The sequence below is a fragment of the Bacillus bruguierae genome, assembly GCF_037104725.1.
GTDB classification, from domain to species: Bacteria; Bacillota; Bacilli; order Bacillales; family Bacillaceae_G; genus Bacillus_A; species Bacillus_A bruguierae.
This window is the reverse complement of record NZ_JBAWSX010000003.1, coordinates 290,448-317,346: the sequence shown is the minus strand read 5'-3', so window position 1 is coordinate 317,346 and position 26,899 is coordinate 290,448. Positions and strand designations below refer to the sequence as shown.

24 protein-coding genes and 1 other RNA gene are annotated in these 26,899 nt (G+C 34.7%); 5 read left to right on the top strand and 20 right to left on the bottom strand.

Translation table 11 applies throughout. From position 1 onward, the window contains the following. Positions 1-109 precede the first annotated feature (109 nt). Positions 110-421 carry a heavy metal-binding domain-containing protein gene (locus tag WAZ07_RS08205; protein WP_090916015.1) on the top strand — a complete coding sequence of 104 codons (312 nt, stop codon included), beginning with the start codon at positions 110-112 and terminating at the stop codon, positions 419-421. 201 nt (positions 422-622) lie between these two features. On the opposite strand, the gene WAZ07_RS08200 is transcribed toward WAZ07_RS08205, so the two are convergent. From WAZ07_RS08200 to WAZ07_RS08170, 7 genes are all read right to left on the bottom strand, one after another. After that, complete coding sequence (locus tag WAZ07_RS08200) at positions 623-2,098, bottom strand: sensor histidine kinase (protein WP_336472110.1); 1,476 nt, start codon at positions 2,096-2,098, stop codon at positions 623-625. Positions 2,099-2,123: 25 nt separating this feature from the next. After that, positions 2,124-2,825 carry a response regulator transcription factor gene (locus WAZ07_RS08195; RefSeq protein ID WP_336472034.1) on the bottom strand — a complete coding sequence of 234 codons (702 nt, stop codon included), beginning with the start codon at positions 2,823-2,825 and terminating at the stop codon, positions 2,124-2,126. A 79-nt stretch (positions 2,826-2,904) separates the two neighbouring features. Then, positions 2,905-3,489, bottom strand: coding sequence for a DedA family protein (locus tag WAZ07_RS08190; RefSeq protein WP_336472033.1), 585 nt, complete (start codon positions 3,487-3,489; stop codon positions 2,905-2,907). After that, complete coding sequence (locus WAZ07_RS08185; RefSeq protein ID WP_336472032.1) at positions 3,476-4,066, bottom strand: class I SAM-dependent methyltransferase; 591 nt, start codon at positions 4,064-4,066, stop codon at positions 3,476-3,478. Before WAZ07_RS08185 ends, WAZ07_RS08190 begins: the two co-directional genes overlap by 14 nt. Positions 4,067-4,411: 345 nt before the next feature. Beyond that, a complete protein-coding gene (locus WAZ07_RS08180; protein WP_336472031.1) occupies positions 4,412-4,750 on the bottom strand; it encodes a heme oxygenase in 339 nt (112 codons plus the stop codon). 423 nt (positions 4,751-5,173) lie between these two features. Next, the gene (locus WAZ07_RS08175; RefSeq protein WP_336472030.1) at positions 5,174-5,689 is read right to left on the bottom strand and encodes a PadR family transcriptional regulator; all 516 of its coding nucleotides are present in this window, start codon (positions 5,687-5,689) and stop codon (positions 5,174-5,176) included. A gap of 154 nt (positions 5,690-5,843) precedes the next feature. Then, positions 5,844-6,584, bottom strand: a complete 741-nt coding sequence (locus WAZ07_RS08170; RefSeq protein ID WP_336472029.1) for an SDR family NAD(P)-dependent oxidoreductase — start codon at positions 6,582-6,584, stop codon at positions 5,844-5,846. 172 nt (positions 6,585-6,756) lie between these two features. Between WAZ07_RS08170 and WAZ07_RS08165 the strand changes: the two genes are divergently transcribed. Then, positions 6,757-7,584: a LysR family transcriptional regulator gene (locus WAZ07_RS08165; RefSeq protein WP_336472028.1), complete on the top strand. Its 828-nt coding sequence runs from the start codon at positions 6,757-6,759 to the stop codon at positions 7,582-7,584. Between the two features lie 347 nt (positions 7,585-7,931). Here WAZ07_RS08165 and WAZ07_RS08160 read toward each other — a convergent pair whose 3' ends face one another. From WAZ07_RS08160 to WAZ07_RS08140, 4 genes are all read right to left on the bottom strand, one after another. Next, the gene (locus WAZ07_RS08160; RefSeq protein ID WP_336472027.1) at positions 7,932-8,267 is read right to left on the bottom strand and encodes a zinc ribbon domain-containing protein YjdM; all 336 of its coding nucleotides are present in this window, start codon (positions 8,265-8,267) and stop codon (positions 7,932-7,934) included. Between the two features lie 115 nt (positions 8,268-8,382). Next, positions 8,383-8,541, bottom strand: coding sequence for a XapX domain-containing protein (locus WAZ07_RS08155; RefSeq protein ID WP_090915999.1), 159 nt, complete (start codon positions 8,539-8,541; stop codon positions 8,383-8,385). A gap of 183 nt (positions 8,542-8,724) precedes the next feature. Beyond that, positions 8,725-10,833 carry a GW domain-containing glycosaminoglycan-binding protein gene (locus tag WAZ07_RS26210; protein ID WP_413788874.1) on the bottom strand — a complete coding sequence of 703 codons (2,109 nt, stop codon included), beginning with the start codon at positions 10,831-10,833 and terminating at the stop codon, positions 8,725-8,727. 435 nt (positions 10,834-11,268) lie between these two features. Next, positions 11,269-12,141 carry a YitT family protein gene (locus WAZ07_RS08140; protein WP_170857737.1) on the bottom strand — a complete coding sequence of 291 codons (873 nt, stop codon included), beginning with the start codon at positions 12,139-12,141 and terminating at the stop codon, positions 11,269-11,271. Between the two features lie 369 nt (positions 12,142-12,510). Here WAZ07_RS08140 and WAZ07_RS08135 point away from each other — a divergent pair, with 369 nt between their 5' ends. After that, positions 12,511-12,702 carry a hypothetical protein gene (locus tag WAZ07_RS08135; protein ID WP_090915991.1) on the top strand — a complete coding sequence of 64 codons (192 nt, stop codon included), beginning with the start codon at positions 12,511-12,513 and terminating at the stop codon, positions 12,700-12,702. 284 nt (positions 12,703-12,986) lie between these two features. Here WAZ07_RS08135 and WAZ07_RS08130 read toward each other — a convergent pair whose 3' ends face one another. The 8 genes from WAZ07_RS08130 to WAZ07_RS26205 form a co-directional block, all read right to left on the bottom strand. After that, entirely contained in the window at positions 12,987-13,904 is a 918-nt protein-coding gene (locus tag WAZ07_RS08130; RefSeq protein WP_336472026.1) for a TniQ family protein, read from the bottom strand. Continuing rightward, on the bottom strand, positions 13,897-15,063 hold the full coding sequence (locus WAZ07_RS08125) for an AAA family ATPase (protein ID WP_336472025.1): 1,167 nt from the start codon (positions 15,061-15,063) through the stop codon (positions 13,897-13,899). Before WAZ07_RS08125 ends, WAZ07_RS08130 begins: the two co-directional genes overlap by 8 nt. An 18-nt stretch (positions 15,064-15,081) precedes the next feature. Next, complete coding sequence (locus WAZ07_RS08120; RefSeq protein ID WP_336472024.1) at positions 15,082-17,739, bottom strand: Mu transposase C-terminal domain-containing protein; 2,658 nt, start codon at positions 17,737-17,739, stop codon at positions 15,082-15,084. Continuing rightward, positions 17,723-19,066 carry a TniQ family protein gene (locus WAZ07_RS08115; RefSeq protein ID WP_336472023.1) on the bottom strand — a complete coding sequence of 448 codons (1,344 nt, stop codon included), beginning with the start codon at positions 19,064-19,066 and terminating at the stop codon, positions 17,723-17,725. Before WAZ07_RS08115 ends, WAZ07_RS08120 begins: the two co-directional genes overlap by 17 nt. A gap of 317 nt (positions 19,067-19,383) precedes the next feature. Next, positions 19,384-20,079 carry an acetylglutamate semialdehyde dehydrogenase gene (locus WAZ07_RS08110; RefSeq protein WP_336472022.1) on the bottom strand — a complete coding sequence of 232 codons (696 nt, stop codon included), beginning with the start codon at positions 20,077-20,079 and terminating at the stop codon, positions 19,384-19,386. Continuing rightward, positions 20,066-20,443 carry a hypothetical protein gene (locus tag WAZ07_RS08105; RefSeq protein WP_336472021.1) on the bottom strand — a complete coding sequence of 126 codons (378 nt, stop codon included), beginning with the start codon at positions 20,441-20,443 and terminating at the stop codon, positions 20,066-20,068. Before WAZ07_RS08105 ends, WAZ07_RS08110 begins: the two co-directional genes overlap by 14 nt. Then, positions 20,415-21,506: a hypothetical protein gene (locus WAZ07_RS08100; protein WP_336472020.1), complete on the bottom strand. Its 1,092-nt coding sequence runs from the start codon at positions 21,504-21,506 to the stop codon at positions 20,415-20,417. Before WAZ07_RS08100 ends, WAZ07_RS08105 begins: the two co-directional genes overlap by 29 nt. A 930-nt stretch (positions 21,507-22,436) precedes the next feature. Beyond that, a complete protein-coding gene (locus WAZ07_RS26205; protein WP_413788876.1) occupies positions 22,437-22,496 on the bottom strand; it encodes a DUF6440 family protein in 60 nt (19 codons plus the stop codon). Positions 22,497-22,713: 217 nt separating this feature from the next. On the opposite strand from WAZ07_RS26205, the gene WAZ07_RS08095 reads away from it, so the two are divergent. Next, positions 22,714-22,932, top strand: a complete 219-nt coding sequence (locus tag WAZ07_RS08095) for a hypothetical protein (protein ID WP_336472019.1) — start codon at positions 22,714-22,716, stop codon at positions 22,930-22,932. A 12-nt stretch (positions 22,933-22,944) separates the two neighbouring features. After that, entirely contained in the window at positions 22,945-25,692 is a 2,748-nt protein-coding gene (locus WAZ07_RS08090) for a tyrosinase family protein (RefSeq protein WP_336472018.1), read from the top strand. A 762-nt stretch (positions 25,693-26,454) separates the two neighbouring features. Here WAZ07_RS08090 and ssrA read toward each other — a convergent pair. Beyond that, positions 26,455-26,816: a transfer-messenger RNA gene (gene ssrA / locus WAZ07_RS08085) on the bottom strand. Between the last annotated feature and the right edge of the window lie 83 nt (positions 26,817-26,899).

Genomic DNA, 26,899 nt, shown 5'->3' with positions numbered 1-26,899 from the left:
CTGTCATCTTTATGTAAGGTTATGAGATAGTTACTTTACTGTCTCCATGTAATAATAAGAACATAAGAAATAACAATAAACTTTTAGAGATTATAGGAGCGTGTTAATCATGATCGTAACAACAACTAATACTATTCAAGGTAAAGAAATTATTGAGTATGTAGACATCGTAAACGGTGAAGCAATTATGGGTGCAAATATCGTTCGCGACTTATTTGCTTCTGTTCGTGACGTTGTCGGCGGCCGTTCTGGTGCATATGAAAGTAAATTGAAAGAAGCTCGTGACATTGCGATGGAAGAAATGAAACAACTTGCAGCTCAAAAAGGTGCCAATGCAATCGTTGGTATCGACGTAGACTACGAAGTGGTTCGTGACGGAATGTTAATGGTTGCGGTAAGCGGTACAGCTGTACGTGTGTAAATATATATAAAAGCACCTCATTGGAGATTGAGGTGCTTTTTCTATCTATTCACTCAAATAATCTACGTATGATTTTTACCCAACCTAAGTAAGAAAATCCTAAAATGATGGACCACAAAAATGCTAAACGGATACTCCTCGGGATTGATATCCATAACTTCAAGATTCGCCAAGACATATCATCTTTGTTGTCTTTTTTCATCAGCATTCCCCCGCCACAACCGGCAATACAATAATAAACCGAACTATCCCATCTGCATATTCCGCTCGAATTTCTCCACCTTCTAATTCCACAATGCTTTTGGCAATCGCAAGCCCAAGCCCTGAGCCTTCTGACACTCTACTTCTTGATTGATCCTTTTTATAAAAGCGTTCAAATAGATTCTCTAACTCTTCTTTTGTAAACTCCTCACTCTCATTTGCAATAGAAATGCGAATGTTACGGCGTTCCCTTTGAAGTGAAACGATAATTTCTCCCTCATCTTTACTATACTTAATGGCATTCATTAATAAATTATCAAACACACGAACCATTTTTTCTGAATCCAAGGAAGCGTATAGACGATCTTCAGGAAATTCTTTCACAAATGAAAGACCATGTTCCTCTGCTTGTGGTACAAGTTCTTCAATTAATTGATCAAGTAGTTCATTTATGCATACTTCTTGTTTTTCTAATATAATCTTCTCATTTGTTAGCTTTGTGTATTCAAATAAATCTTCTATTAAATTCTTTAACTGCTCTGACTTGGAAAAGGCGATTCTTACATACTCATCATATTGTTCTTTATCTTCATATTTACCATCACGTAATAAGCGTAAGTACCCCATAATCGAAGTAAGCGGTGTTCGTAAATCATGCGATACATTTGTAATTAATTCATTTTTTTGCTTCTCTATTCTTCTTTCTTTTTCTATATTAGAAAATAATTCTTCTGCCATATGATTAATATTCTCTGTTAATAAGGCCATTTCATCTTTGCCCTTTTCTTCAATCCGATATGCTAAGTTTCCTTTTGCAATCTCTTTCACACCTTCTGCCATCGCTTCAATTTGCTTCATCTTTCGCTTTGTTATATAGAAGAAAGAAGCTAAAAAGACAACAAAACCAATCAAAAATGGGAGCGGACTATCATTCTGAACTTCAATAATATCCCCTTGTGGTATACCACTTGCGATTAAATACATGTTTTTTTCTTGAATAGTAACAGGATAAAACGTTGTAAATTCTTTACGCTTGCTTTCATGTATTACATCTTGATCTTCATAACTAGAGCGATTTATTTTAAAACTCATGATATTACGAATGGTACTATGAAGATTAATCTGTTCTTCCTGAGCACCTTTTGTCTTATAGACAACTTTTCCACCCTCATCTACAATTAAAACTTTCAATGTTCTCTGGTACTCTGGCCATTCAAGAATTTCTTGTACATGAAAAGTACTCTCTCTTGTAATTACCCCAACAAGTCTTTCAGCGGTTGTATCGATTCCTCGCATACCCGACGAATAATCAATGACAGCGTGCTTATTGGCTCCTTGAAAAAGTGGAGACGAAGCCCACCCTCCTATCACACCAAGCAAAATACAAAAAGCAAATGTCGTTATCAGTTGTACACGTATACTCTGTTGTACCCCTCTTACGATTTTATATATTATTTTTTTAAAAGTTCGAATCATCCAACCAATCGGTCTGAATATGTTTTTAAATATCTTTCTCAATCTTATATCCCACTCCCCAAACCGTTTTTATATAACGAGGCTTCCTTGGATTTTCTTCCGTCTTCTCGCGGATTTTTCGAATATGTACCATTACCGTATTATCAGATTGAAAGGACGGTTCATTCCATACCCGTTCATAAATTTGATCCGCACTAAATACCATCCCGCGATTTCTTGCCAGTAACTCTAAAATAGAGAATTCCCTCGGTGTGAGTTTCACTTCGTCGTGTCCCACAATTACTTCATGCGTCGCAACATTTATTTTCATATCACCAATTTCAATTTCATCTTCGTTTTGGATAAAGCCTCCGCTCATTTTCATATACCTGCGAAGCTGCGATTTAATTCGCGCAATCAATTCTAATGGATTAAACGGCTTCGTTACATAATCATCTGCTCCAGTTGTTAATCCTAAAATCTTGTCCATATCTTGCGTTTTTGCGGATAACATAATAATTGGCATCTCAGCTATTTCTCTTACTTTCATACACATATGAATACCGTCTAGTTTCGGCATCATAATATCTAATACAACTAAATGCACTTGTTGCTTTTGTAATATCTCTAATCCCTCTGCACCATCCCCAGCCTGCAACACTTCATATCCTTCATTTTTTAAATAAATCGCGATCAGATCGCGAATTTCTTTTTCATCATCTACGACAAGTATTGTTTCTCGACTCACAATCTCTCCTCCAACATTATCAATCTATTATTTCTTATTATATAAATATTCTAAAAAACGAGATTGGAATTTTGTTAAATTATCCCTTAACCTCTCTACCTATATAATACACACCACATGCCGCTGCAACAACAATCCCCAAAAACAAACCGTACTTCGTTGTGAGCGCTACAATACGCTCGATATTACCTCCAAACATATACCCGAGCATAAAATACAATAACGTCCAAACAAACCCTGTCATATATGAGTACAAAGCATACGTTTTAAATGACATATTGTTGATTCCAACTAAGTAAGGAATAATATGTCTCACTACCGGTATAAAGTAGCTGATTACTAATGCATAATGTCCATATCGTTCAAGCAGTGCCTGTGATTTCCAAAGATACTTTTCCTTCTTCTTTTTCATCAATGCATCAAGAATTTTCGAACCTACTGTCTTTCCAAGGATATATCCTAAAGAGAGTCCTGATACAACGCCGAAATACGTTAGCAGAAATGCTGGAATTGGCATTAAGATATGCATAGATGAAACCAATCCACCGCTCATCACAATCATTTCATCCGGAATCGGCATACCAACAATTCCTAACCATAAGCAAAAAAACAAGGCACCGTAACCGTAATGCTGAATATATGATAACAATTCATGTAACTCCATACATAACAGCACTCCCTACTTCTTTTCTACAATCCAGTACATAAGCTGGCGGGAAATTAAACCAAACTTTTGTAACAGATACTTGCGGGAAAAAATTTTGTATAAACGATTTCCGTATGAGCGAATATTGAAATGTGATAAACTCACCATGTTCTCGTAACACATCCATCACATTACTTAAAATACGCGATGATACTTCCATCGGTAACGAGGTAAACGGTAAACCAGATAATACATAATCGACTTTATCTATCTGTATCTCTCTCATGTACGTTTGTATCTTTTCAGCTGATCCGTGGATAACGAAAACACTTGGATCATCCCCAAACCGCTTCTGTAAATCTCTCACAAAAACTTCATTAATTTCAATCAGAATAAACTTGGTATGTTTCTTTTTTCGTTTCATAATTTCTCTTGTAAAAACACCTGTGCCTGGCCCTAATTCCACAATGTACCTTGCGTCTTCAAAATCAATTGCATCCACCATTTTTTTTGCTAGTATTTTCGAACTTGGTGCGATCGCTCCAGTGTGTTTAGGATGCTTGATAAACTCAGTTAAAAATGTAAAGAGTTTCATAAAACATCTCCTCGTTTAATCAGTATTGTATAGGTCTCAGTATAAGTAGCATTTCTTAACAAATAGCAGGGAGGTTTCTTAAGTTTTTCTTAAGAAACCTCCACCTATAAGAATTCTCTTTACCTACTTGATTTACGCTTGTTAAAATACACCTCAAATTCCCCTACCGATTTATCCCGCTATTCGTGGACAGTAAGGCTCCCACCTCAAGATTGAGAGAGAAACGAAGAAGATAGGTGGGGGATGAAGAGCCCCACACTGATGGAAGTTTCACTTTATTCTTTCCAAATGAAAAATGTCCCCAAAAGATAGTATCTTTTGGGGACATTTTTAAACAATTGTATATTATTTTTCAGGAAGTGCTTCCATTACAGACGCCACTTCTGCAACAATGATCTGGCTTCCTAAAATTGGTGATTCTTGCTGCGCTTCTTTAGAGCCTGGTTCTGGTCGTTTATGCGCTTCTTTAAACGCATCACTATTTCTCCATTTCATAAAGCTCTCTTCATTTTCCCAGTACATATTTACATTTAATTCGTCATACTCAGTTAAGTTTTGTGTAATTAACACTTCAACCTTCATAAAACCTTTCATTTGCTGTAATGCACCTGAACGAGTGAATGCTGGGGCCATTTTTTGTGCAAATCCTACTTTTGTTTTTATTCTGTTTGTAACAACGATCATCCTCAAAAACCTCCTTAATGTTTGTGAAAACTTCCTCGAATGAACTATCTGCATGACATCTATGCTTTTTTCATTCATCATGCTTTACTATAAAGTTTTATTGCTATGATTGAGTGAGTTTATAAGTTTTCGAACTCTTCTCTCCTGACTAGGAGAATCATGTAAATCACTCTTTCATTTTAATTAGTCATGTGTGACTAATTAAAATCATTATATACACAGCTATTTTATTAGTCAACTATGACTAATAAAAATGTGACTATATAAATACAAATGAAAAAGCAACATAAAAATCCCTGTCTTTTTAGGCGGACAAGAGCATCCGGCCCTGCATAGCAGTAAATTATATGTTGCGAAATAAAAGTAAATTTATAGATATTATATTAAAGAACCTACTATACAGAGGTTCTCTTTTTGAACGATTCACTTAGAACTAAACGTTTTAACAGTTTTTTCAAGAAACGCAATTTCTGCTTCTAACATTGTTATTTTATGCTCTATTGCCAGATTGACCCCAACTCTCATCTCATGCACTGGAGTTTGTTTAAAAATATGAATTAATTTCTTATTTTTATTTAATCGTTCCTCTAAAGCTGGCAAATATTTTTCTAATGGAAGAAAATCCATAAACATGAGTCCTATATCACCTTGATAATTAACGCTCTCAGCTGAAGATAAATTGTTCAATAACAACTTGTAAAAATATTGTTTACCCTTTTCATTAATAGAGTACACTTTTCGAGATGGTCTGTTTCCTTCTTGTTCCAATTGAACATCAATGTATCCCTTTTTATTGAGTTTATCTAAAGTTGCATAAGCAGTAGGTTTTTTCATATCTGTAACTGTACTTAAATTTCTTTCAATAAATTCATTAATTTGATATCCATGCTGACTTTGGCTCATAAGCAAACCAAGCAGGACGAGTGAGCGCTGTTCCATAGAGATCATCCTTTCTAAACCATATTATATCTGATGATGGAAATGAGAACTAGACAATAACTCAATTACGTGGATTGTTAGCAATTATTATACGACAAATATGTATAGGAAAACTATCTCTTAGCGCCCACTCTTTCTTTTATAAGCTACAACTTCAAAGCGTCTGTCCATTATCAATTGTAAATATCTGTCCCGTAATCGATTCTTGCGTCAATTGAAACAGAATCGCCTCAGCAATTTCATCAGGTGTTGAAATTCTTTTCAGTGGTATGTTCCCAGCAAGTTGATGCATCTTCTCTTCATGGTTCGCCCACCATCTTGTATGAACTGCACCAGGAGCGATACTATTCACTCTAATCTGAGGTGCGAGTGAAATCGCTAACGATTTTGTCATCGTATGAATGGCCCCTTTTGTTACTGCATACGGAACAGACGAACCTAGTCCCGTTATTCCAGCAACGCTGCCTATATTCACGATCGCACCCGCTCCTTTCTTCTTCATATGAGGAACAACAGCCTTTATACAATAAAACATCCCTTTCACGTTTACATTAAAAAGAGAATCCCACACTTCATCTGTTACAGACTGCAAATCATCCATCGGTATTTGTGCCGTTATACTTGCATTATTTACTAAAGCATCTACCGCTCCAAAAGATTTCACAGTTTGCAGCACCATGTCTTCCACCTCTTTTTCTATGGCTACATTAGCTTTCAAAACAAGTGCTATACCTCCGCGCTTTACAATTTCGTCCCTTGTTTCTACTGCTTCTTTTTCCGAACGGCTGTAATTTATTACAACCTTTGCCCCTGCATCTGCTAGTTTCAAAGCCGTTGCCTTTCCGATACCAGTACCGCCGCCTGTTATAATGACTACTTTATCTTTTATCTCCACTGCCTTTTCTCCTCTTCTTATCGTATTTATTATCCCGCTATTCGTGGGCAGTAAGCCCCCCACTGATGGAAGTTTCATTCTATCACTCATTGTATCCTTGCTCTTGCAAAAGGTATAATACTGAATAATGAAGTTGATATCATTTCAAATGATATCAGTGGAGGGATCTATTTTGGAAAGTCATGACTTATGGATTTTTAAACATGTTGCCGAATTACAATCTATCTCTAGAGCCGCTGAAAGACTCGGATATGTGCAGCCAAATATAAGTCAGCGGATAAAAAGCTTAGAAGAAGAACTAGGCGTTAAATTATTAAGACGTAATAACAGAGGCGTAACATTGACTGAAGACGGAAAAATTTTGTTGCATTATACAAATCAAATTATAATGTTAATGGATGAAGCAAAGTCAAAAATAAATCCTAAAAAGTGGCGAGAATCTTTAATTATTGGGGCACCGCAAACTATTTCCGCTGTAAAAGTTCCCAGCCTACTTTCTTCCTTTTTACAGTCTAATAACAACATTGATGTAAAAATAAAAACGAATCATAAACTAAAATTACAAGAAATGCTTGCTTACGGAGAGGTTGATGGAGTTTTCATAAGCGGTTCATATAACGATTCGCAGTTCGAAAGTGTTTACCGTTATTTTGAAGACATCATACTCATTTCTCCAATTGAACAGCATCATCCAACACTACTTGTGAATAGCGATCCAAGTTGTATATATAGAAATAAATTGTTGGATTTTGCAGAGAAACATCATTTCAATCAACCAGCTATCATAGAATTCGATTCACTTGAAGCCATTCTCCAAGCGGTTCATGCCGGACTTGGGATAAGCATCCTACCAGCAGATGTTATACATAGCCGAAAAGAAATGAAGTCCACTCATCATCAAGAACTACGAGACAAAATGAAGATTGATTTTATTATTAAACATGGAAAACAAAGGTCACAAAGTTTGGAGAAGTTTATTTTGTTTTTGAGGACATTATAATTCTTACAATAATGTAAGAAATTTGTTAGGCAATTCGATGTTTCCGCTTCTTAATTCAATGTAAGCTAAAGTTAAAAGATATGACAAAGGAGCGGATTCTTATGAACGAAAATCAAGATTTATTATTCACCCAAATTGTTACTGGCTCTTGCTTAGGCGGCTTTGTATTATTCTCTTGTATTGCTGGTTTAATCAAAGTCGTTCATCATTTTTTCATGTAATGATAGAAATCTCTTAAAGGAGTTAGACTTCGATGTGTACAAGTTCCTCGATGATTAAAAAAACAGATTAAAAGGATTACCTCGTATGAAGAGACAAGGTAATCCTTTTTAATTTCTATCAATACTTTATGCTTTTTTCACAAATTCAGATTTTAACTTCATCGGTCCGAAACCATCGATTTTACAATCAATATCATGATCGCCATCAACTAAACGAATATTTTTTACTTTCGTACCAATTTTTACAACTAATGAAGTTCCTTTTACTTTTAAGTCTTTAATTACTGTTACAGAATCACCATCGTTTAAAACATTTCCGTTCGCATCTTTTACTACTTTTTCATCTTCACTATTTCCCGCTTCTAACGTCCACTCATGCGCGCATTCTGGACAAACAAACAGAACTCCATCTTCGTAAGTGTATTCTGAATTACATTTTGGGCAATTTGGTAAATTTGACATAAGTTTATTTCCTCCACTCGCTATATATACTTTTATATACTGCCATAGTCTTCTTTTATTGACAACCCTACCCGGGTACAACAAAAAAAGGAAGCATAACCCGCTTCCTTTTTTGTTAACCCCAAAAGAATTGCACTAACTTCATTCCCCCCCACACCCCAACGATTCCCATAATCGCTGAGAAAACTGGAGGTGCAGGAATTGGAAGTTTTAATAGCGTAAATAGTACCCCTACGATTAATCCTGCTAAAGTTGACATTAAAATTTCATGCATATTATCTTCCTCCTAGATGCTTTATTTGCTGTTTTTCTTTCATTTATACATCCAGATAATTGCTAGCACAGCTTGTATTAGCATTCCCTAAAATAGGATATTTTTCGCATGCGTTGAGCTACTATTAAAAAAAGGATAGAACAGGCAGTATGTAACTGCTTGTATCTATCCTTTTCTTTCTCTTTAATAATTCCCGAGCTCTGATTCAGGACTCTGAATAATCACCGGATTCTTAGCTGGATCTAGCCACTTCAAAATAGAAATAACGTCTTGCTGATCCGTGCCAATACAGCCATGTGTATACATATCAGAAACATGGAAGAAGATTGCACTTCCTGCTCCCGGGGTTCTATCTGTATTATAGTTGATAACAAATCCGTAATTATAAGCAGGTATGTCCATATTTTCAGCACTTCTCCATTGTCCCTTCGTCGCACTGCGAGACTGCCACGTGTTATAAAGAGCGCTGTTCGAATCATCAACCCAAACATCATCCGACGTAATCTGACGGAATGGTAATTTTGTACCCGGATTACCATAACGACCAAATGCGGTACCAATAGAATATTTCCCTCTCGGCGACTGCACGACATTTTCACTCATTTGGGATGCAAATCCATCACGGCCAATGTGTCCATTCATATCTAACAGCTGCTTCCAAGCACCATTTACACGTTCAAACGTACGAATGCGTGCTAAGTTTGTTCCGTAACCAGTTGTAGTCACAACAATTAATTGATTGTTATTACCAATTGTATGGAAGCGATCTGCAAGTGTGATCTCGCCCAGACTAACAGCTCGGCTATCAAGCCAACCCTTGCGTCCGTTTTGCTCAATTTGGTACCACGTCACTCCGTTATAGATTGCAGATTGTAACAAATTCAAGTTTTGATTAGCAAAATCCGCTGCGGAACCAACATAATTAGCATGCTGCATTCCGTAAGGCTTCGTCCAAACTGCATTACCCGCTGCATTGGTCACATGCCCTACTTTGTTTAAAGCTTGAATATTCGTTGCACTAGAAATTGCCTTCGCATCAATCCAACCTTCTTCATGACCATCTACTTTAAAATAATACCAATGTGTACCATCTTTATCTAGACTGCGGATAATTTGAAGCGGACGACTATCGTAATTACTTGCAGATCCAACATAGGATGCACCATTTTCACCATACGGCGTACTCCATACTGCATTCCCATCCGTATCTCCAACAAGTGCGATTCGATTTTCATCTTTTATATTCGATACCGTCTTCGTAAAGACACGCGCATCCACCCAACCTAATACTTTGTTGCCTGTCATAATTTTATTCCACGTAACGGTTCCTTTCATAGCGCTTTGGACAACCTGGATGTTTTGATAACTATATTTATTAGTAGAATCAATCCAACTTGCGCCATATTCGCCGTAAGGATCACTCCATATTCCGTCTCCTTTCATGGAAAAACCAATTACAGCAGCGGAATTTTCATCTTTTACATTGGTTAAACCTGACACTGCCTTCTCTCCATCGATCCAGCCTAACAGCTTACCATCTTTCATTACTTGGTACCAAGTTGTGTTCCCTCTCTTTACAGTCTTCACCACCTGAACCGTTTGATAAGCATAATCATTGGTGCTTCCAACATACTGAGCACCTGTAACCCCATAAGGTGTTGTCCATATACCATTATTAGAGCTTCTTCCGATTGTAACCGTAAAATTGGCAGCCTGCGCTTCCCCAGCATTATCTAACGCCTTTTGATCTATCCAGCCCATTACTTTGCCATCTATGCTAAATTTGTACCACTGCACACCACCATATGTAGCACTTTCTACTAACTGAATATCTCGGTAAGCGTAAAGATCCGTTGAACCTAAATAATTCGCACCAGGTATACCATACGGCATCGACCATATACCATTAGCTGCCGTTGCCCCCATCACAGCCGTCTGATTCATTGTTTGGATATTTTTCAAATTACTTAACGCCCTACTATCAAGCCAACCAATTACTTGACCATCTATACGAAATTGATACCATACTACATTATTTAATGTCATCTTCTGAACCAACTGAATATCTCGACCTACATAATCATTCGTAGATCCCACATAACTAGCACCCGCTAATCCATAAGGAAGCGTCCAAATGGAATTACCTGTCGTCCATGCAACAATTTGATTCTCTTGTATACTAGTCGCAGGAGGATTATCCGCTGCTTGAACAGGAAGTGCCAAAAGCAGTACAGCTCCTCCTGCCAGCACAACATTACTATATAACTTGAAATACAATTTCTTATTTCGCAAACCTTGCTCCCCCTAAATTCCCTGTAATTTTCCCTTCTATTCTATCATTATCGATGTACGCGGGATACTAATAATGGGGGCATTCTAAAATATCGGCGATATAGCGATCAATTTTAAATGATGACATTCCACCTAGCACTCCTCTATAGATAAATTGCACTGATACAGTATAGAAAAATCGCCTCACGATACAAAAGGTGACTATTTCATAATCACGATGGACAATTAACAAACTGTGTATTGTAAAGTTATTTTTTTATGATGCAATTAAAAAACATAAGGCAAGTTAATAATCAGCTCATAAACTTGCCGTTAGTTCATATTAAGTACTTTTCATCGGAACCTTTATAAAAAAATCCAATATAAAAATCACCTTTTAACCAAACTAAAAAGGTGATTTTTCGTGAAACTATATTAAAATTTTCTAAGTTATAACTAGTGAATATCATGTTTTGTGAAATTACCGCCCTTTACTTCTGCTACGTCATATACCGTAACAAAGGCATTTCCATCAATTTCATAAATGATTTCTTTCATTTTACTTTCTTCTAAACGGTTAATGACACAAGTAATTTCTTTAAATTGTTCACGTGAATAACCGCCGTAAACTTCATTATACGTTGCACTTCGACCTAAGCGATCTCGAATTGTCTCTACCATTAATTCAGGTTCCTTTGTAATAATTTTAAATGTTTTAGAACCACTTAAACCTACTTCAACGATGTGAATGACTTTTGAAGCAATAAAGTAAGCAATTGCTGAAAGAATAGCTCCTTCAAGACCAAATACTGCCGAGACAAAAATGAAGACAAACATGTTTAAAAATAAGATGAGATCACTTGTCCCAAAAGGTAATTTTCGAGAAAGTAATACGGCTAACATATCAATTCCATCTAATGCACCGCCATTACGCAATGCTAACCCCATTCCAAAACCGATGATAATTCCCCCAACAACGGTAACTAACAATGTATCACCATGAATAATAGTTGGTACTTCGTGCATAAGAATCGTACCGATTGCTAATGAAGCAATACCGATAATCGAATAAATAGCGAAATTTCTACCAATTTGCTTATACCCTAACCAAACAAAAGGGATGTTAATGACTGCAATTAGAAGTCCTAATGGTAATCCAAGTAGTTTTGAGCTAACGATACTTAAACCCGTCACGCCACCATCTGAAACGTTGTTTGGGATTAATACTGATTCTAGTCCATATGCTGTTATAAACGCCCCAATAATAATCATCAGTACTCGTAAAACGATTTTTAGTTTATTAGGCTTGTGCTTTTTGATTTTACTCATGTAATTCCTCCGTTTCAAACTAGTTTCTCTTTTCATTACCATACCTATGAGAATCATTCCTAATAACTATTCTAACATATTATCATCAGAATACTTCTTGATACGTCTTCCCTCTTTAAGCAGAAATCTTAACAACAAATTCCAAAATAGGAAAATTACACAATATTTCACTTTGATTACCGTAAATATTAAGTTTTAAAACATATTCCCATAACTAGTATGAACTTACGACATACTAGTTATAGAAAATTTTCTCTAAAAAAGTTTGTAAAAATACGGACTGTATTTTTACAAACCATCATATTCAAAATTGTCCGACACACCATTTCTTCCAGATGGTATAATCAGGGAAAGGAAGGTGAATGAGCTATGGAAAAAAAAATAGGTTGGAATAATCTGATGCATTTAGTCTGGTTAGGAATTTTCGGGGCAGCCTTATCGGGTTTTGCTAAGTTGATTCCTAACAATACTTTGTCCTGGGGAATCCTTGCTGTTGGAATTGTAATTACATTTGGGTCTTCTCTTACAGGGCTTTACTTACTTAAAAAAAACAGAATATAAGAACGGATAACCCTGATGGTTCACGAAACCAATTTTTCATATAGGAAGAATAGAGCTGCCGTAAACAGAAAGAAGCATAAATTGACCAAAACGGCCATCTTATGCTTCTTGTTATACAATGTAACTTAAACTATATAATGGCCAATAATTAAATCATAAATTGGCCATTTATCAGCTTATATTTAATAAATTTCATAACATATCTTAATTCTTATTAACCATATAATGTTCAAAAACCAATGATTTAACCATATAATGACCAAAATAAACAAAAATTAGCCTTTTCAAGATTCTATACCATAATAAAATAAATCATTTAATTTTAATTTTGTCCGATAACTTAATAATAGAAGAGAGTTTAATGATAATCTATATTTTCCGCGTTCAATTTGCTGAAGCCAATTATTGTCAATGTTTATTTCATAACAAAAACGCCTTCTATCTCCTTGAAAAAAATCCTGTATCCATTTATCTATAATGCCACATACTTGATTATTTTTAGGTATTTTTTGATTAGAAATTTTAATTACCATTTCTCCTAAGTTATCAGCAACCCATACATTCCATTCTTCTAGATCCTTGTTAACAAATTCTAATTCTAAATTTTCATTGATACCAAGCCATTGATTACAAATTTGACAATGTTCTATTGGTAGATTTTCATAACCTGACCACTGAAAGGCCCTACATTCTACATTTGAACAAAACTGATGTAATTTTACATTGTGCCGAGAACAAATATTTAATAAATCTATTCCCCACACTAATGGCTCATAACACTTCATTCCATTATTTTTCCATTCATCTAAACAAATTGGACACCATTTTTTTTCTTTTGTAAATAACTTTGAATAACTAATTACATTTTTCCAAGGTAACATTGTCATATTTTTCGGATCAGGAATTAACCTTAGTTCCTCCAGCGATTCTACAACGAGCCCCATCGTTTTACTCATACCATTCCTCAGTATCGGATAATACATATAAGTTGGATATACTGATTGATTAGGATGTAATTTAATTATATAAGAAACTAAAGCATGTAATGTTACATTATGAGCATTCGCTAACCTTCTTAAATAACTTACTAGCCCTTCTACCCTATCTGTTCCAATTCCTATAGGTTCCAAGGCATAAAACTCACTCCTTTTCGAAAATGAATAAGCAGCTTGTTTTTCTTCAAATATTTTAATACTATTCATCCTTCATTCCGCCTACTTTATCTCTCTTAGGATTTCTAATACCAACATTCTTTTTCTTTGAATTACCCTTTTGATTTACATTTACATTTACATTTACATTTACATTTGCATTTGCATTATCAAGACCTAGCTTTATCCTTACATCCAATATCTTATCTGAATTCTCTATGAAGCAAGCCTCTCCCTGTGAAAGTTCATCAACAAGTTTAGATACCTTATTTATAGAAAGAGCCGTATTTCTGAGATGTTGAATTTTTAATGACTTCTCATTATTTTCTAAAGCTAACCTCAGCGCTCTTGTTAACCAATCCTTTAATATCCCTACACATCCTACTGTTCTTTCGTATAAATAGTCCCAATTTTCCAATAATGAAGATGATGTTTCTATAGGAAGATATTCAAAAAGACCTTTAATAACACCTAAATAATTGATGAAATCTTGTTCATTAGATATGACATACCTAGGGAAATGTATGTCAAAGGTTCTTCTCGCTAGTTGCCCATTTAAATTTACAAAGTTCTTAAGTTCGTATGTACCAACTAGTAATTGTGGAACTTTTGTTAGATTAGATAATGATTTAAGTGAGTCTAACTGATCCAAATACTTTCTTGCTGATGGCACTTTAGTAAAATGCTGAGCTTCATCAACAATAAACACTTTCGGTTTCCGATAATAAAAAGCATTTTCTAATGATCTTCTTAGCTCCGGAGAAGTTAAATAATGCCCCTGTCCCACTCTTATCTTTTCCCTCTTTTTTGGTTCGATATTATTTTCATATATAATTTTCTTTTCAATTAATGGCTCTTCCATAGCTCGCAGTACTCTTACATAAAAATCCTTCCAATTAAAAATACCACTATCAGGAGATATAAGTTCTATAGATACAAAAGGAAGAATAGACCTATCCTTCTCTAATTCATCAAATAAATTATTGATAATTTCTTTTTTCAATTCCTCTATAAGTGTTGATTTCCCAACACCTGATGGTCCCAAAACCATAATAATTTCATTACCAGAAGGTTTCTCTATCAATGATTTAAGTTCCGACATTACTTGATTCATTTTAGGATGGATTATCTTTACTCTTTTAAACTTATTTACTTTCTCTTCTAAAGTTTGTTTTCCTGTAGGTAACATATTTTCAACCAAATTTCCCACCTCTCTTTATTAATATTTTTAGTCTTCAATGACTTTGAAGTTTGGAATGTTATTCACATCAATTTTTCTTGAATCAAAATTGGATTTTTGAGAAGCTATATTCTCTTCCAATCCAATTTCTTCAATAGTAATGCGAGATTTTCGATTTTCTTTCTCTATTAAAGCTTGATTCATTACTTTCTCATGATTTTCAATTGTTGTTATAAAACTTGCTACGTGTTTCAAAGTTACTCTTCCTTTAATATTTAATTTATATCTAACTTCTTCTGTAATACATTGCAGTTGTTTATGCGTTTTTCCATCAAGGAGATAATGATATTCTGATATGCACTTAATCCACCTCTTATTTACATATGCATATAAGATTCCAACGTTAAAAGGATCATACTTTAAATTAACTTTTGTTTTCTCCGTTTTTGGATTTTTAAACTCTTCATTCCAATACCAAACGTTATTAAACACAACTCCTTTACCTGGCTGAACTAAACCTTTTCCTCTAGGCGTAGATGGGAGAGTTGATAAGATGAAGGTTTGATCATATGAAATAAAATTCATTTCTCTCTCTCCTCCTAATGCAATTCCTAACTCAAACTGTTTTTTAGGTGTTATTCCTAATCCAGCATGTATCGTATTTTCATAGTAATTAATCCACTCATAAAACAAAGTATTTAACTTTTCTAACGTCCAGATTGCAGAATTTTTCGGATTTGTACTCTTGGTAACAACTCTTACCTCTTTTGTCAGCTGGGTATTCCCTTGCAAATTGTGTATGAAAGAAGAGTTGGTTGTTCCAAATAAACGTTCTATAACACTTCCAAATCTAGCTTTAGCCGGTGGTCTATTTTTTTTTACTATCCCATTTTGGGCACATAATACATCAAAATATAAGCTATGAAATTCTTTTCCACCATCAACTACAATGTTATGGGGTAATCTAAAGTTTCTTCTTACACATTCTCGTAAAACCATCATAATTGAACGATGACTTGGTGGATCAAACGTTATATAATGCGCTAAAATCCTCCTGCAATATGCGTCCATTAATAACGTAAGATATGGTCTACGAGTGATTCTTTCTTTACCGTCCATTAATACAAGCTCAATATCTAATTCTGTATGATCAATATGTGTAATTCCAAAAGGTCTATCACCATGTTTAGGAGTATGTATCTCTAGATACCAATGCTCCATTGGATACGCAGCTCTTTTACCTTTCCTACTTTTTACTGTTTCATAGTTTGAGTAGCTATTAACGTATTTCGTGAATGTTACATAACTAGGAATACTAAGATCTTTCCTCTTACATTGCTCTTCAAACAAACTATATATAGCTTTTACATTCAGCTGCTTAATGTTATGGTAGTGTTTTTCTATAACCTCTTTTATTAAATCTTGAACAACCTTATCAATTTTTGACATCCTATTTCCTCTATGCTTCTTTTGTGGTAACAAACCTAAAAAACCATTACCATATAACCTTTCAGCTTCTTTAAACGATTTTTCCCATCTTCTTACTGTTCTATCACTGTATTCAGTGTTTTCAGCCCCTTGATTGTGAATCTTCAACAACTCATATCGCCCATACGCTTCTTCAATATCCTTTGGAGAAGCGCCTTCTAATAAAATTTGCTTATATTCCTGTTGTTCGTCTACGCTATTACTCTGGTCTAGAAATTGAATAGCACCTCTTTCATTAAGGGTTTTAAAATTTTTTTGAGAAACGTTAACTAAAACATCTTCTTCATCTACCAACGATATATTATTACTTCCAACATTTATAACGCAGTATATTTTCCCATCCCATATTAACCTAGTACCTTGTTTAAGACGCGTAGATGTTAACTTATATGTTTCTTCACTATTAGTATTTTCAGCAAAAGTCATTTCATATATCTTTGATAAATCTTTATTTAAAAACAAAGGAACCTCATGATGTTCAATTAAAATATACTTGTATAAATCAACATAAATATGATTTTGAGCAATCATATTATAAATGTCATCTATAGTTAAAGTACTATAAGATTTCAAAACATCCTCAATTGTAATACCATATTTTGAAGATAGAATATCTCGAATTAAATTTACTTTTTGTTCATCTATTTCTAGGCATTCTGATGCATTTATGTAGTCCTCAAGTATTTGAATATTTCTCGAAAAATTCCAGTTAATTTCTTTAGAACTCCTTAAATAAAACTTCAAACCAAATCTGTTTGCAAATTTTTCTCCTGGTGGGCACCTCCAATTTCCTTCTAAATCTTTAACATATCTATTAGGAGATTGTTGACTTAATTTTAAAAGTTCTTCTTCTGTTTTCCACTCTTCCCATCCGGCCTCATTTTCTCTTATAACAAAAAAATCCGGAGTAGAATTAACCGAAACCTTACGATTATTCTTAGACATATATTCCAAAAAAACTGTATTAGGTTGGTCATAGTATTCTAAAACTGAAGAATCATATTCCATTTTATATATTGCATTTAGCTCAACCTTATGGCTTTCAAATTGAATAGTCATCCCCATCTTTCTGCTGGGATAAAAACCTGATACATTCCCTCGTCCGCTTTGTACCTTTCTACTAGGCGGGGATGTTCTAATCTTATTAATTAAATCTTGTGTAGGGACAGACAATCCATTTTCCTTACACCACTTAATAAATTCAACCTCTTGTAACATATATTCTCCCCTTCGGAATAATGAATTGTTTTTCTAATTCCACACGCACTTGATAGAAATACTCTTTCATTGGACGATTTTTAAAAAGGAATGGTAAGTTTAATTCTTCCTCTAATAATTTTCTAGTAGGAAAAACACCTTGCGAAAAATAGTTATAACAGACTTCTTGTATCTGCTCTTTTAAAGTAGACAGATAAAGAGACTTTTCTTCAGTTTTTATTTGATAATTACGTTCTGAAATTTTCTTACACTCTTCTGGAAAGTTAGTATAAAGAAATTTCGTACTACATTTTAAGTCTTTAGCAATATCAATTATTGCCTTCACACCAAATTGTTCTTTTTCTGTTTCACTCAGATAAGTACGAACTTCTTCATTACTTAATATGAATTTTTCTTTTTTTTGTGTTGCTCGATTTATATTCCCAACTAATACATTAGGTGTTATCTGTATCTTTTTATGCTCTGTATACAATACTTGCGCTGGAATCTTTAGAGTATAAGCAACTTCTAGAACCTTATTTAACGGTGGAATAACTTCTTTATTTAGCCATCCCCATGCTGTTGTTTTAGGTACATCTATGTAATTAGCAAACTGTTTTATATTTCCATCAAAACTACCATGAAGAATAGAGAATAAGTTTTCATATAACGTATAAATCCTAAATTTATTTTCTTTGTTTTCATCTTTAAAAAAGTTCTCTACACTTTGAGAAATATAATAATCTTTGTAGTCTGTAAGGTGGAGGGTATTAAGTGGTTTAAAAAGTTGTGATTGGCAATAAGGGCATATCCCAGTCCTCGACTTTCTGTGTAAGAACGGGATTAACTTATTACAAGTAGGGCATTTTTCTTCTAAATAAATTTTATGATTTGTACATATATTGTAAGCTGTCATACACCAGATTAATGGGTAATACAAAGAGTCCTTCTCCATTAACTCATTCAAACATTCAGGACACCAAGCCAAACTCTTTCTTATTAAGTTCCTAACAGGGAAAATCTCTTTAAATTTTGACAGAGTCAACATCTCTAAATTCTTCGTTCCCGTAAGACATTCTAAAGTAGTTACCATATCTTTTGCATTCTTTTCTGTACCATTAATCGTTCTGGCACCGTCATAAAAGCGATTACCACCTCTATCTATGCTATTTAACAGATACGTTTTCCCTAACACAGGAGCTATCTCATAAGCTAATAAATCTCCTAAGCACACAGTATGTGCTTCCGCTAGTCTAATTAGATAACTCGATAATGATTCTCCAAAAGGAGTCCCTATTCTTTTAGGACACAGACCATATAATCGGCTTCTTATTAGCTCACCAAACAACCTGTTACCTCCTTAGATTATATATATTAGAAATATAGACAATTTTTGAACCCTTTAACCATATAATGTCCTAAAATAAAATATGCCCAAAACAAAAAATATAATTTCTTTTGTTTTGGGCATATAAAAATATATTGGTCTGACTGAGAATATTACAATATCTCTACTCCAAACCTAAATTTTTGAAGTTCTCAGATGCTTCCAACAATGACCTATATAAACTTTTCTTTCACTCTACACTAAAATATAAGTAAACCTCAAGTTCAGATTAATATCCAAAATAAAAAGCAGGCGCGTAAACATCTGCTTTTCGTCCATCAGGCTTTTATCATGGCTGGGTGATTGGTGATAAAATGAGAAAAGTTAGTATCTGTTTTTAACGCATTAATTTTCGCTTCTAATATTTCCAAGAAACTTAAGCCATTAGCAATATCATCAAAATCCTGAATATTAAACTCAATGATATAAATTTTATCCTCTATCCTCTCTCTTGTTAAAAAAAGTTTTTTAGTTAAACCAACAGCATCATTCCATCCTGTTCCTGTTAAACCCTTATAAGAGAATAGGATTCCTAACTTACAACTTTGTACGCTTAATAAAGAATAAAACTTACCAGGCCAAGTTACTCCAATCTTACCATCATAGTTTTTACATTCACTTAAAAAATGTTCTCCTCTAATGTCTAAATATCCTTCTCTCTGAAATTCCTTCCCCGTACTATTAAGCAATACTAGTTGATCAACTTCATTACTAGAAGTATGTATGTTTTCTTTCACCTCAAAAACTGAGGATTTGTTCAAAATGAAACTTACTATATCTTCTAATGATTTCCCGATTTCTTTATTAGAATAGTCTTTTCTATTTTTATTTACCTTTTTTAAATTTTCAAGTAAGCCAATATACGTTTCTTTTTCTGCCTGACTCAATCTTGTTATTTCTTTAAAAACTCTTTCTTTATCCTTAAGACATTGTAAAAAATATTCCTTAGCACTTAATTCTCTATTGTTCTCCATCAATAATCACCTTGTATATAACAATAGAGTTAACTAACGGCTTTAATTCTATCCCACATCCCTCACAATGTAGGTCATTTGGCACCTGCGAAAACGTTTCATATATCGTTCCTTCAAATGTATTACATGTGTGGCAATATAGTTCATAATTAACTTCAAGAACCCCAATATCCTTTAAACTATCTAGTAACTTATAAGCATTAGAAGATGTAATATTTAATTTTCTAATTAGAACACCCGGGTATAACCATTCACCCTTTTTATAACGTTTTAATAACAGCATAAATTTATCTAGCTGACTATCAGATAATAACGAATTCTCCTTAAGCTTTTCCTCAATTTTCAATAAGATATTTGGTAACATAATTCATTCTCTCCACCTGTGTTTGACTTCCAAAATATTGAAGTAAACTATAATCTGCCCCCATATAACGGTGTTGGAATTTAACTATAATTTCTTTGGCCTTCACATCATTTGTCCAACGTAAAGCTATCCACGGTAAATCTGCAGTTTCTTCCGTATCAGAAATAAAATCTTCTAGCAATTCCTTTATTTCCTCGCTCTCATCAAATAAGAGTTTGTTTCTTTTCATCAGTTCTTTAAGTTCACCTAATATAGGGAGTAAATTATCAGCGTTACCGCCTACTTCTAATGTGGCTTTTCCACCAGTTCTCAAGCTCATACATTGAGAATGCACAACAACATTATTAGTTTTATCCTTACATATGGATTCTATTTTCGGTTCAAGATTAACATTTGAAATATTCAATTTCAGTATATTTCTTAACCAACGATGTATCATACTAATATTGTCCACATACAGTGTGTCTTTATCCTTATAAGAGTTCTTAATTTTATCAAACCTAATTTCAAAGATATTCAGTTCTTTGAAGAATACCACTAAGATAGGATATTTTAATTTTGTTATCCTTCCCTCCTGAAAAGAGTTAAATTGATATTTAATATTAAATTTTAGAAAAAGAAACTCATCCGTTTCATATTTAGTAGGTTTAACTGATTCAGCAAATTCCATCTCTCCAAAACCATTTCTCTTTGTCGATACTAGTTCATCAAATGAATCGTTAGAAGATGTAAAATTTAAAATTTCACCTTTATGTATTGCTGTTGAAAGGATTTTTTCATCAAAACTATCACACTTAAAGACAATTGAATATTTATAGTGTTTAGTGAATTCCCACTCTTCTATAAATTTAGCGACTTTTGAACTTTGTTGTATACTGGCAGCAAGTTTTTCTTCATCTGGTAATTCAGATAAATCAACACTATCATCATACAATGATAAGTTACCATCATCTTTAACAATTTCTTCCTTTTCTAATCCCTTTAAAATATGATTCTGTATATACTTAGGATATACTTCATTTGTGGTCTGTATCAATAATTGTCTATATTCTTCCAATAACATGCTTTCCTCACAGCCTTTATTTATTTAGGATATTTAGGAAATGTATTTTATATCCCCCTTACTATAAAATACATTAAATCCCACAAATTGTATATAAAAAGGGATATAGCCTACCCCAAAAATTCAACGCTCTAGAAGCCATTTTGAAAAAAGATTGATCAAAATGGCTTCTTATCCAGCAGATTTATGTTTCGGTTTTATAAAAAAGTTTAATCATTTTCTATCTGTATTGCTCCACAATCGCGCCCGATTGTTGAAGATCAAAGACTGTTGAAGCTGGCTCGTACTTATTTAACTCTAGTATACCTGTTAGCCAACCATGCACCACAGATTATGAAAATAGGAAATTAACCCTTTTTAGTTGTTGCACCAGCAAAGCCTACTTTATCTTGTGTTTCTTTTTTAAGCTTTACTAATTTTATTCATTTTTTATTCAATTTTAGTCGCAACCATTTTAAAAAAACTTATTGGCTGGTATTTCAGACTAACAAAATTTAGTTAAAAATACGCTATGAATGTTGATTTACCAATAACATTTATTTTAATTTTCTGAAAAAAGATTAATCAAAACATTTAATTTTACTGAGTTTCAAACTACATATTTTAGAATAAAGTTTGATTAAAAATGTTCTATAAACTTTGATTTATCAACGTTGTTAAAAAATACAATTCATATTTTAATCAAACTTTTTTACAAATTATCAGTCTTTTTTATAAACAATCAGACTTTATTATAAATCATCAAACTTTATTCAAAAGCAACAGCTGGGTCCACTTTCATATTGTCTTTTTCCTCTTTTTATTTTCACGGGAGTTTAAGTGCAAAATTTCACAACCTGCTGACACGTTAGTGCAATAATAAAGGATCGTAGCAGCGCTCCCCTTATTTAACTCCTGCCCCCAATTGTTGAAGAAGAAAAATAAATTGTTTCATTTTATTACTGGTTTCCCATCCTTATTTTGCAATGGGGTAAGTCCTCCAGCATAGATCCTTCCTTTTAGAAGGAAAGTTAAATAATAACGGCTAGGCTGTTAGAATCGGCAAAAAGAGCACTATCTACTTAAAATCATCAAAATAAATTTTATACGTTTCCATTCAAAACTGAAATTGAAATTTTTGATATAAATTTAAATTATGATTTTTCAGGGGAGAAATTGTCATACTAAGACGGTTGATTAAAACAAAAAGAAAGGAGTGTTTATAAAATTGAAATCTGAAATATATAAAGGAATTGAGATTGCTGTAAAAAAAAACAGTACCCATTTATTTATTGATGGGAAAGAAATAGGTTTTTGGTTAAATCCTAACACTGGTCAATATTTTACCTATCGTTTACCTTATTCACAGTTCCCTTCACTGGAACTTTTAGCTGAAGCAGTTATTGATTACGTACCTTCATATCAAGCAAAAATTAAAAAGAAGTAGAGGGGTAACCTTATGATTACAATCTTACGAAGGATTGCATGCAGAAGAAATGCACGCACCTTAACCGATGAACAAAAGAGAGATTATGTAAAAGCTGTATTAGAGTTAAAATCGAGTAGTCAATATAACCAATATGTTCTTACACATAATCAGGCAGCAATGCGACCGACTCCATCAAACGGCGATCCAAATCAACGTAACGCTGCCCATAATGGTCCTGCATTTTTCCCTTGGCACCGTGAATTCTTAAGAAGATTTGAACAAGATTTACGAAATAAAGTGCCTGGGATTGCCATTCCTTATTGGGAATGGACGATAGACCATGAAAACTCAAGTATTTGGAACAATGATTTTATGGGAGGTAATGGAGACCCTGGGGATAACAATTTAGTGAAAACAGGGCCATTTGCAGTTAATAATTGGACCACTATTGATGAAAACGGGAATCCAGCTGGAGGGCTAAGCCGAGCGTTTGGTCAAAATCCTAGTGCTTCATCTTTACCAAGTCAGACTGATTTAGATGGGCAAAATGGGGCTTTTAAAGAGACACAATATGATTCAGCTCCTTGGGATTTAAATAGTTCTCAAAGTTTCCGTAACCATTTTGAGGTACAATTACATAATTTGGTCCATAGGTGGGTTGGTGGTTCGATGCTCCCAATGACTTCTCCTAATGACCCTGTTTTTTTCCTACATCATTGCATGGTGGACAAGTGCTGGGCAGATTGGCAAAAACTGTTTCCTAACGCAGGATATGTACCGACAGGAGGAGGTCCGGAAGGACATAATCTAAACGATGCCATGTTTCCTTGGCCAACGAGACCTGCGGATGTACTAAATCACCGACAACTTGGTTACCTATATGATACTGATCCTCCCTTCGTGCAACTAAAGACTCCAAACTTGGTTTTTAATGATGTTCCTGAGGGAGTGACAACAGTTCGCGCTATTGTTTTTGAAGTAACTACATGCAAAATGACAAGGCTTGAGATTGTATCTGGTCCAGGAACGGGATTTGGCACGCCAGAAAGTACATTTGAAATTGTTGACCCTGGTGCTGAAGGTGTGGTTGCAGAGGCTAGAATATGGATCTCATATACGGGAACACGGAACGGAGATAAGGCTTCTGGAAGTGTAACTTTACGAGATGTAGAGACAGGGGAACAGTGGACTGTACCAATTAGCGCAAATACTGTTACACGCCCTAAGGCGGCAGCAGTTTTAGTTCTTGACCAATCGAACAGTATGAATTTTGATTCTGGTTTTGGGCCACCTCTTAAGACAAGGAGTGACGTACTTAAATATTCATTAACACCGTTTATTGAACAATTACAGGACGATAATGGTATTGGCATTGTACGTTTCGATCAGGATGCGTTTGATATAATGCCTGTAACTACGGCAGGACCAAATACTACCGGTGTAGGACGTACAACAGCATCATCTGACATTCAAGCTTACGCCCCCAATCCTAATGGTTGGACTTCTATTGGTAATGGAATAGAACATGCCCACACTTTACTAACTCAGGCAACTGGGTATGACGTTCAAGCCACAATAGTATTTACTGATGGTGAGGAAAATCGACCAAAGTTTATTGCAGATGTTAAAAATTTAATAAATGAACGGGTATATGGAATAGGTTTAGGAACTCCTGAGCAGATCAACCCTGCCGCTTTAACAGCACTTACGAATGGCACAGGTGGTTATTTACTTTTAACAGGAGCACTTAATCAAGATGAAACATTTCGACTTTCTAAGTATTTCCTACAAATTTTATCAGGTGTAAATAACCGCGATATTGTTGTGGATCCTGAAGGATGGTTAGGACAAGGCCAAGTGCATCGTATTCCATTTCAGCTCGTTGAAGCGGATATAAGCAGTGATATTGTTTTATTGAGCCCTAATCCTAATCCTTCTCTTATCTCCTTTAAACTAGAGGCACCTGACGGATCTATCATAGAACCTAAAACAACAGGAATACCAGGCCTTAGCTTTGTAATTGGAGATAATATAAGCTTTTATCGAATGTCTCTTCCTGTATTAGTTAACGGTAAATCCGAGTATGAAGGTACTTGGCATGCAATTTTGGAAATCCCAGAAGAAGTAATTCATGATCCAATTCCACGACTAGGCTCTGAACCAATAACTTTGATGGGGATACAATCCCACGGACTACACTACAATCTTAGCGTAACAACTTTCTCTAATTTGAATATGCGGGCCTATCTAATCCAAAACAGTTACGAACCTGGAGCTACATTTATGCTTCGAGCAATCCTTACGGAATATGGTCTACCAGTAAATAATCGCTCAGATGTCAAAGTGGAACTTATTAGGCCGGATCAAACAAAAACAACTTTAACAATGACAGAAACTGAACCTGGTATATTCGAGATATCACTCTTGGCGGCAATGCCGGGGGTATATCAGTTCCGAGTACTAGCTGTTGGAAGTACAATGCGTGGGCGCCCTTTCACAAGGGAACAGTTACTTACAGGTGCAGTATGGAAAGGGGGAGATTCTCCACTCCCTTCCAGTGATACTAATCCAACAAGTACCGGTAATAATCCTGGTAATAACCCTGGTACCAATCCTGGTACCAATCCTAGTAATAACCCCGGTAATTATCCTCCATCTTCAACAGGAAACGGGAATCAAGGTAATAACTGCGAGGATATTTTGTGTAAGATTATTCATTGTTTATGTTCTAATAGTCAGGGTAATCAAAACAATGGTGATAGCCAAAATTTACATTAAGTTTTTCATAATGACACCTGCTAATTAAAGCGGGTGTTTCTTTTTATTACAAATCATTGGGGTAGTTCGGATCTTATTACCCATGGTTCGAGAATGGCTACTTCAACACTGTCTTCTTTTATCGAAGGCTGTTTCTTGTGGAATAAGTTTACTTGCAACGGCCACATATATTCAATGAGGAGCTATCTCCTCCCTCATTATCATCCTGTCACTTTTCTTCACTTCATCAAACTTAATTATTTTTGTTAGTCTCCAACCACTCCTATGCGTTTTTTTCCCCTAGCGTACTTTTGCTTTCACAGTTTTTTCCTCCCTGTTTGTATGAATTTGTTTCCAGCAACTTTAACACATGTGTCACTTTACTTCTTAGTTGGTTACTCAGGAATTAAAAAGACTATGAAAGTATGATTCGCTTCTATCTGAACAGCTATGAGTTAAGGAACATTTTGGAGGCAGGTAATATTTTCTTCGTAATAGTACGTCCCAGTTGAAATGTCCTTATCACCAAGTCTGTACTGATTGTTTAACAGATCCTCCTGCTTAATACAGTTTTTATATCAAACTTTTTTACAAATTATCAATCTTTATTATAAATGATCAGATTTTATTTTAAATCCACAATTTTATTTCAAATCCGCACTAAATAATACTGCAAAAAATTAACCATAAATTGTCCACATAAAAAATAAAGCATAAACTGTCCAAATTGGACAATTTATGCTTTAACTTACATACAAAATAAAAAAACCACCAAATATGTATTGGTGGAGACGGTGGGAGTCGAACCCACGTCCAAAAGTATCGGCACTTAAGCTTCTACGAGTGTAGTCGATATATTGGCATTTCGCAAACCCTTCAGCCTATCGACAGGCTTCCGAATTGCTAGTCTGGTTGTTCTCTTCCTTTGTCCTCAGACGGTGAACTCCGGCGTAGCCCACTTAGAGTGAGTCCGCTACCCTACCACATGGGCGATGGAGGGGCGAACCGCTAAAAGCTGTTATTAAGCAGCTAAAGCGAAGTTGTTTTGTTGTTTGCCAGTTATTGGCTTTGACGTTTTAACGAGGCCGATCCCCTCGACTCGCAACCTAAGCTCGAACTACCCCTGTCGAATCCGTAACGTCCCCATATAAGAAATGGAGCATACGAAGTATATTCGTGATAGCTGCTATTGAGCTGTTTTTCAATGTTCAACTGGCCTTACATTTGT

Excerpts from the sequence above, each read along its gene's own strand:
- WAZ07_RS08175 (WP_336472030.1), bottom strand. The coding sequence starts at position 5,689 with ATGGAACAGCGCTCACTCGTCCTGCTTGGTTTGCTTATGAGCCAAAGT.
- WAZ07_RS08120 (WP_336472024.1), bottom strand. The coding sequence starts at position 17,739 with ATGTTACAAGAGGTTGAATTTATTAAGTGGTGTAAGGAAAATGGATTG.
- WAZ07_RS08160 (WP_336472027.1), bottom strand. The coding sequence starts at position 8,267 with ATGTCAAATTTACCAAATTGCCCAAAATGTAATTCAGAATACACTTAC.
- WAZ07_RS08185 (WP_336472032.1), bottom strand. The coding sequence starts at position 4,066 with ATGAAACTCTTTACATTTTTAACTGAGTTTATCAAGCATCCTAAACAC.
- WAZ07_RS08110 (WP_336472022.1), bottom strand. The coding sequence starts at position 20,079 with ATGGAGAACAATAGAGAATTAAGTGCTAAGGAATATTTTTTACAATGT.
- WAZ07_RS08180 (WP_336472031.1), bottom strand. The coding sequence starts at position 4,750 with ATGATCGTTGTTACAAACAGAATAAAAACAAAAGTAGGATTTGCACAA.
- WAZ07_RS08200 (WP_336472110.1), bottom strand. The coding sequence starts at position 2,098 with ATGATTCGAACTTTTAAAAAAATAATATATAAAATCGTAAGAGGGGTA.
- WAZ07_RS08140 (WP_170857737.1), bottom strand. The coding sequence starts at position 12,141 with ATGAGTAAAATCAAAAAGCACAAGCCTAATAAACTAAAAATCGTTTTA.
- WAZ07_RS08190 (WP_336472033.1), bottom strand. The coding sequence starts at position 3,489 with ATGGAGTTACATGAATTGTTATCATATATTCAGCATTACGGTTACGGT.
- WAZ07_RS08205 (WP_090916015.1), top strand. The coding sequence starts at position 110 with ATGATCGTAACAACAACTAATACTATTCAAGGTAAAGAAATTATTGAG.
- WAZ07_RS08135 (WP_090915991.1), top strand. The coding sequence starts at position 12,511 with ATGGAAAAAAAAATAGGTTGGAATAATCTGATGCATTTAGTCTGGTTA.
- WAZ07_RS08155 (WP_090915999.1), bottom strand. The coding sequence starts at position 8,541 with ATGCATGAAATTTTAATGTCAACTTTAGCAGGATTAATCGTAGGGGTA.
- WAZ07_RS08090 (WP_336472018.1), top strand. The coding sequence starts at position 22,945 with ATGATTACAATCTTACGAAGGATTGCATGCAGAAGAAATGCACGCACC.
- WAZ07_RS08105 (WP_336472021.1), bottom strand. The coding sequence starts at position 20,443 with ATGTTACCAAATATCTTATTGAAAATTGAGGAAAAGCTTAAGGAGAAT.
- WAZ07_RS08130 (WP_336472026.1), bottom strand. The coding sequence starts at position 13,904 with ATGAATAGTATTAAAATATTTGAAGAAAAACAAGCTGCTTATTCATTT.
- WAZ07_RS08100 (WP_336472020.1), bottom strand. The coding sequence starts at position 21,506 with ATGTTATTGGAAGAATATAGACAATTATTGATACAGACCACAAATGAA.